Raw genomic sequence first — 6,080 nt, forward strand, 5'->3', positions numbered from 1 at the left:
GGACCTGCAAGCGCCTTGAGCATGTCGAGATCGATCGCGGGGACACCCGGAACCGGGAAACCTTGTGGAATCTCCCCGACGAGCGCGACACCCTGACCGCCAAGGTCAAACGCGGTTGCCGCAAAGATCGTGGCGGCCACGGCCGCAACCGGGCCAGCCTTGGTGATGACGTCAGCCATCCGAGGGCCAAGCCCCAGCTTCCTCAGTAAGGACTTGAGCTTCAGCCGTACGAAATAGAGGAAGGCGAGCACGCTGGCACCAATTACAAGCGTCGCGACATTGATGTTGTTGAGGTTGCCGAAGACACCGATAGCGATTTCATGCAGCGTGTTCCCGCTCACCTGAATGCCGAGAAGATGCTTGAGCTGTCCTGCCGCGATCAGCAAGCCAGACGCAGTAATGAACCCCGAAATGACCGGATGGCTGAGGAAATTTGCCACGAAGCCGAGTTTGAACAGGCCCATTGCGATCAGCATCACGCCCGACATCAGCGCGAGCAGGGTCGCAGCAAAGAGATATGCGTCCGTGCCCTGCGCGGCGATTTCACCGACGGCGGTTGCCGTCATCAGCGACACGACGGCGACGGGTCCAACCGCCAGCGTGCGGCTGCTGCCGAAGATCGCATAGGCAAAGAGGGGTAGAACCGAGGCATAGAGGCCCACTTCTGCCGGCAGGCCTGCCAGCATCGCATAAGCCAGCGACTGCGGAATCAGCATGATCGTGACGATTACCGCGGCGACCATGTCATTGGTGAATGTCGAGCGCTGGTAGTGCCGACCCCAGTCTAGGATCGGCAAGGCGCGTGCCAGCCGTGTCATGGTGGATATCTCTCTGCGTTACGCGAAGGAGTTATGCGCGTTTTTCGGCAAGTAGGCGCGCTGCCCACATGCCGGCGATCATGGCCGGGACGAAAGCCAGCGTGCCAGTTGCACCAAGGCCGATTGCGGCGAGCGCAGGACCAGGGCAGAAGCCGCAAAGTCCCCAGCCGATGCCGAAGATGGCCGGACCAGCGACAACGCGCGCGTCAATGTCTTGGCGCGTCGGTAGGTGGAACGTCTTGCCAATTATCGGTGCATCGCGGCGCAACACGAGGCGATAGCCGATGAAGGCGACGACCACAGCGCCGCCCATCACGAAGGCAAGCGACGGGTCCCACGTGCCGAAGATGTCGAGGAAGTTCAGAACCTTTGCTGGATCGGCCATGCCCGAGACGACGAGGCCTGTGCCGAACAGAAGCCCGAGGGCGAGATTGACGAGGAACGACATCTGGTTAGCCTCCAATGACGTGACGGACGACGAAGACGGTGATGAAAGCCGTCGCCATGAAGGTTGCGGTTGCCACCATCGAACGCGCCGACAGGCGCGAAAGCCCGCACACGCCATGGCCTGACGTGCAGCCGTTGCCCCAGACGGAACCGAAGCCGACGAGAAGGCCTGCAACGACCATCAGCGGAACATTGGACGAAATCGTCTGCGAAACCGGCGTTCCGCTGGCCAGCGAGATGAGAAGCGGTGCTGCGACTATGCCGCCGATGAAGCCGAGACGCGACAGGAATGCGCCGTCGCGGTAGGGCGGGAGCAACCGTCCCGCGATGCCGGAAATGCCGGCGATACGGCCCTCCCAAAGCATCAGGAGCACGGCCGACAGGCCGATCATGGTACCGCCGATCAGCGATGCCCAGGGGGTGAATTCAGTCATTGTTGTCTCCATCGCCGGATGGCTGCGGCGCGCAGAACATCCGGTGCATCTGTTCGATGAATTCCTTCACCCGCCCATCGGCGAGGCGATAGAATATGTTCTTCGATTCCTTGCGCCCGACGATCAGGCCCGCATCGCGCAGTTCGGCGATCTGTTGCGACAGGCCCGGCTGGCGAATGCCAAGCGTGTCTTCGAGATCGCGCACCGAGCGTTCGCCATCAACGAGCGCGCAGACGATCATCAGCCGAGAGGGGTGGGCGAATTTCTTGATGAAGCCCGCTGCCTCTCCAGCATTGGCGACAAGATCAGCCGTACTTGGCGAAAGGTCCCTGGTCATCGGTCGTCCCATGTCACGCCTTCAAGCGCATCAAGCGGGAACTTCAGGTACCGCTTGCCATTGGCCTCTGGCTCTGGCAGCCGACCGCCATTCATGTTCACCTGCAGCGCGTGCAAGATAAGCTTCGGCATGGCCAGTGTCTTGTCGCGCGCGGTGCGCACGGCGACGAACTCAGCCTCGGTGGCACATTTCGACATGTGCGTGTTCTTCGCCTTCTGCTCGGCCACGGTCGATTCCCACAGCGGCTCGCGCCCGCCCGGCTGATAGTCGTGGCCGGTGAAGATGCGCGTCTCATCCGGCAGGGACAGGATCTCCATGATCGAATTGTAGAGCCGCGTCGCGCTGCCGCCCGGAAAGTCGGCCCGTGCGGTGCCGGAATCCGGCATGAACAGCGTGTCGTGAACAAAGGCCGCATCGCCGATCACATAGGTGATGGAGGCGAGCGTGTGGCCCGGAGAGAAGAGCACGCGCGCTGGAATGTTGCCGACCTTGAACGTGTCGCCTTCAGCAAACAGACGATCCCACTGCGACCCGTCCGCACGAAATTCCGGCCAGTTGTAGATGCTCTTCCACAGCTTCTGGACCTCGGTCACCTTCTCGCCAATTGCGGTCGGAGCGCCCGTCACCTTGTTGAGGTAGCTCGCTGCCGAAAAATGGTCGGCATGCGGATGCGTGTCGAGGATCCACTCGATCTCGTAGCCTTCCGCCTTCACGTAAGCGAGGATTTCGTCGGCGCTCGACGTGGTCGTTGCGCCCGACTTTTCGTCGAAGTCGAGGACCGGATCGATGATCGCGCACTTCTTCGTTTCGGGATCGGCCACGACGTACTGAATGGAAAAGGTACGCGGCTCGAAGAAGCCCTTCACGATTGGCTTGGACGTGCTCATGAACAAGTTACTCCAAAAATAGATCAATCAATTGGAAGCGTTGGCGTCGAGCCAACGGACGGCGCCGGAAAGATCGAGACCGATGGACTGGCCCAATGCCGTCACATCTTCCTTCGTCATCCGACCATCGAGGACTTCGCCGATGGCATAGAGGCTGGCCGAGCGCGTGCCCGTCTTGCAGTGCGCCAGCACCGGGCCCTCGGCAGCGGCAATTGCGGCCTGAAGCGCGCGAACCTGCTCAAGCGAATACTGGCCCGGGGCGACTGGAATATGGGTGTAGCCAAGCTCAAGCTCGGCTGCGATTGCGGCATTGGATGCAGCGCTCGGCTGGCCTGGCTCTTCGCCGTCCGGCCGGTTGTTGACGATCGCGGCAATCCCTGCGGCCTGTGCCTGCATCAATTCCGCCCGCGTTACCTGTGGCGACACGAAAAGCTTGTCGGAAACCTGTTTCATCGCTGGCTTTCTCATTCGCTGCGTGTTGGATGACGATCAGGTAAATATGATTGCAAAAAATTGCAATAGTATAATTGCAACTAATGCGCTATGCATTTGAATGCGCAGGGAGCAGGGCATGCGGACGAGATTCACATTCGACTTACCCACCATTCTCACCGGGATAGCGGTCGTGGGCATGGTGCTCGCCGTCGCGGCCCTCTGGCCGCTCGAGGGTGATATCGCTGCGTTCATGTCTGCCGTCGGGCTTGCCGTTGTCTATCTCGCTGGCGGTCTTCCGACCGCCTGGCGCGCGCTTGAGACCTTATGGCGCGAGCGGGTGCTCGACATCGACCTTCTGATGGTCGTCGCTGCCGTTGCCGCAGCAGCCGTCGGCGCGCCGTTTGAAGGCGCGGTGCTCCTGACCCTTTTCAGCGTCTCCACGACGCTCGAAGCGCAGGCTCTTGGCCGCGCTCGGCGCGCAGTCGAGTCGCTCATGGCGCTGCGCCCCGAGACCGCGCTGCTCAAGCGCCCGGATGGCGAAGTGGAAGAGGTTCCGGCGGGCAACCTGCGCGTCAACGACGTGGTCGTGCTGCGGCCGGGCGCGCGCGTTCCAGCTGATGGCATCATCGTCGGCGGCAGGGGATCGCTCGATGACGCCAGCATCACGGGCGAGTCCATTCCTGTCAGCAAGGACCCCGGCGCGCAGGTGTTCGAGGCGACCGTGAACCTCGATGGCGTGCTCGAAGTTGCAATCACCAAGCCGGTCGAAGAAAGCACCGTCGCCCGCATGATCCAGTTGGTGACGGAAGCACAGGCCGCAAAGGCTCCGTCCGAGCGTTTCAGCGCGTGGTTCGGCCAGCGTTACACGGTGGGCGTCTTGATCGCCGCTGCACTCGCCTTTGCGGTCTTCTACTGGCTCGGACGCGACTGGGAGAGCGCACTCTACAAATCCGCGACCCTGCTGGTTGCCGCCAGCCCTTGCGCCGTCGTGATCTCCGTTCCTGCAGCAATCCTGTCGGCGCTGTCGGCCGCTGCCCGGCGCGGCGTGTTGTTCAAGGGTGGCGCCGCGCTCGAAACACTCGCAACCGTCGACACATTCGCCTTCGACAAGACCGGCACGCTCACGACCGGCAAGGCCGCAGTCAATCAGGTGGTGGCGCTTGATGGAAACGAAGAAGCTTTTCTCGCGCTGCTTGCGGGTCTTGAGGCGCATTCGGAGCACCACAGCGCGGCTGCGATCCGGCGCGAGGCAGCTGACCGCTCGATTCGGCCTGTCACGGTCGCCAACGTCGTCACCCGCCCAAGCGCCGGCATCGTCGGCGATTATGATGGCGGACAGGTCTGGGCCGGCAATCCGCGTCTTGCCGCACAGATGTCAGCCGCGATCGACCATCCTGCGCTCGCAGCGCTTGCTGCGGATACGCAAACAGTCATCTACCTTGGCAAGGGCACAAGCGTCCTCGGAGCGATTACCGTTGCCGATCAGGCTCGTGCCACATCACCGGACGCGCTCGCGTCCTTGCGCGCCGGTGGCGTGAGCCGGATTGTCATGATGACCGGCGATCGCCGTCCCGTCGCGCTGCGGATCGGCGAGGAACTCGGCCTGCGCACCGAGGAAATCCACGCCGACATGCTGCCGGAAGACAAGGTGCGCATGGTCGGCGAACTTGCCGCCACCGGCAAGGTAGCCTTCGTAGGCGATGGCGTGAACGATGCGGCTGCCCTTGCGCGGGCCGATGTCGGCATTGCCATGGGTGCGGCAGGTTCCGACGTGGCTTTGCAAGCAGCAGACGTTGCGCTCCTGTCCGAAGACATGACCAAGCTCGCCGAAGCGCAGCGCCTTGCAAAGCGCACCGCCCGTATCATCAAGCAGAACCTTGCCTTCGCGCTCATCGCCATGGCCGTTCTGGTGACGGGCGGCCTGTTCTTTGACTTGCCATTGCCCCTCGCTGTTATTGGCCACGAGGGTGGTACGGTTCTGGTTGTTCTCAACGGCCTGCGCTTGCTTGCTGGGTCCAACGACAAGCCCGCGACGGGTGCCAGCAAACTGCCTCACCAGCCACGTCGACAGACGCCGTCGGTCCGAAGGGAGACCTATCGCAGGAAAGTCTCCAGGAGTTCATCCCAGGGATAGACAGACGTCGAGTGAGGCAAAAGGGTGCGCAGGCATGCTGATAAGATCCCGCTTGCCGCTCCGCTTGCGCAAAATGAGATGGTAGACTGCGGCGCCGATCACGCATTCCTAGTGTAACTGACCTGCCACTGAACTGTCATCCAGCGGCGATTAGAGCCTCGGCCGTTTCTGTTACGCCGTAGGGCGCGGGTTGAGCAACCGGTGGAGACGCGAAGCCCTTATCGAGCGAAGCGTCGGAGCCGGTTGCGGTGAGAGTTTCGGCAAAGGCTGCCGGGGTTTGGTATCCGAGCGAGGAATGCGGTCGCGCGGTGTTGAAGTCCTGCCTCCATTCAGCGATGGCGCTGCGCGCATGGTCGATGCCGAAGAACAGGCTCTCGTTCAGCAGCTCGTCCCGCATCCGACCGTTGAAGCTCTCCACATAGCCATTCTGCATGGGTTTGCCTGGCGCGATGTAATGCCACTCGACTCGATGATCTTTCGACCAGGCAAGGATGGCGTTCGACGTGAACTCGGTGCCGTGATCCGAAACGATCATGTCCGGCTTGCCGCGACGGCTGATCAGATCGGTAAGCTCGCGGGCGACACGAC

The 6,080-nt window shown here is 62.1% G+C and carries 8 protein-coding genes; 1 reads left to right on the plus strand and 7 read right to left on the minus strand.

What is annotated here, in order from left to right:
• The 6 genes from VNZ93_RS08175 to VNZ93_RS08200 all read right to left on the minus strand — a co-directional run.
• The coding region (locus VNZ93_RS08175; protein ID WP_325702710.1) for a SulP family inorganic anion transporter at positions 1-818 on the minus strand (818 nt) is incomplete at its 3' end.
• Between the two features lie 31 nt (positions 819-849).
• On the minus strand, positions 850-1,266 hold the full coding sequence (locus VNZ93_RS08180) for a YeeE/YedE family protein (protein ID WP_325702714.1): 417 nt from the start codon (positions 1,264-1,266) through the stop codon (positions 850-852).
• Between the two features lie 4 nt (positions 1,267-1,270).
• Positions 1,271-1,699: a YeeE/YedE family protein gene (locus VNZ93_RS08185; RefSeq protein WP_325702717.1), complete on the minus strand. Its 429-nt coding sequence runs from the start codon at positions 1,697-1,699 to the stop codon at positions 1,271-1,273.
• Positions 1,692-2,036, minus strand: a complete 345-nt coding sequence (locus VNZ93_RS08190) for a metalloregulator ArsR/SmtB family transcription factor (protein WP_325702731.1) — start codon at positions 2,034-2,036, stop codon at positions 1,692-1,694. The genes VNZ93_RS08185 and VNZ93_RS08190 overlap by 8 nt, the downstream gene beginning before the upstream one ends.
• Positions 2,033-2,923 carry an MBL fold metallo-hydrolase gene (locus tag VNZ93_RS08195; protein WP_325702719.1) on the minus strand — a complete coding sequence of 297 codons (891 nt, stop codon included), beginning with the start codon at positions 2,921-2,923 and terminating at the stop codon, positions 2,033-2,035. The genes VNZ93_RS08190 and VNZ93_RS08195 overlap by 4 nt, the downstream gene beginning before the upstream one ends.
• 27 nt (positions 2,924-2,950) lie before the next feature.
• Positions 2,951-3,376, minus strand: a complete 426-nt coding sequence (locus VNZ93_RS08200; protein WP_325702722.1) for a TIGR01244 family sulfur transferase — start codon at positions 3,374-3,376, stop codon at positions 2,951-2,953.
• A 118-nt stretch (positions 3,377-3,494) separates the two neighbouring features.
• Here VNZ93_RS08200 and VNZ93_RS08205 point away from each other — a divergent pair, with 118 nt between their 5' ends.
• Positions 3,495-5,492, plus strand: coding sequence for a cation-translocating P-type ATPase (locus tag VNZ93_RS08205; RefSeq protein ID WP_325702725.1), 1,998 nt, complete (start codon positions 3,495-3,497; stop codon positions 5,490-5,492).
• A 136-nt stretch (positions 5,493-5,628) separates the two neighbouring features.
• Here the strand turns inward: VNZ93_RS08205 and VNZ93_RS08210 are convergent.
• The coding region (locus tag VNZ93_RS08210; protein WP_325702728.1) for an integrase core domain-containing protein at positions 5,629-6,080 on the minus strand (452 nt) is incomplete at its 5' end.

Source organism: Pseudorhodoplanes sp. (genome assembly GCF_035565795.1).
Lineage (GTDB): Bacteria > Pseudomonadota > Alphaproteobacteria > Rhizobiales > Xanthobacteraceae > Pseudorhodoplanes.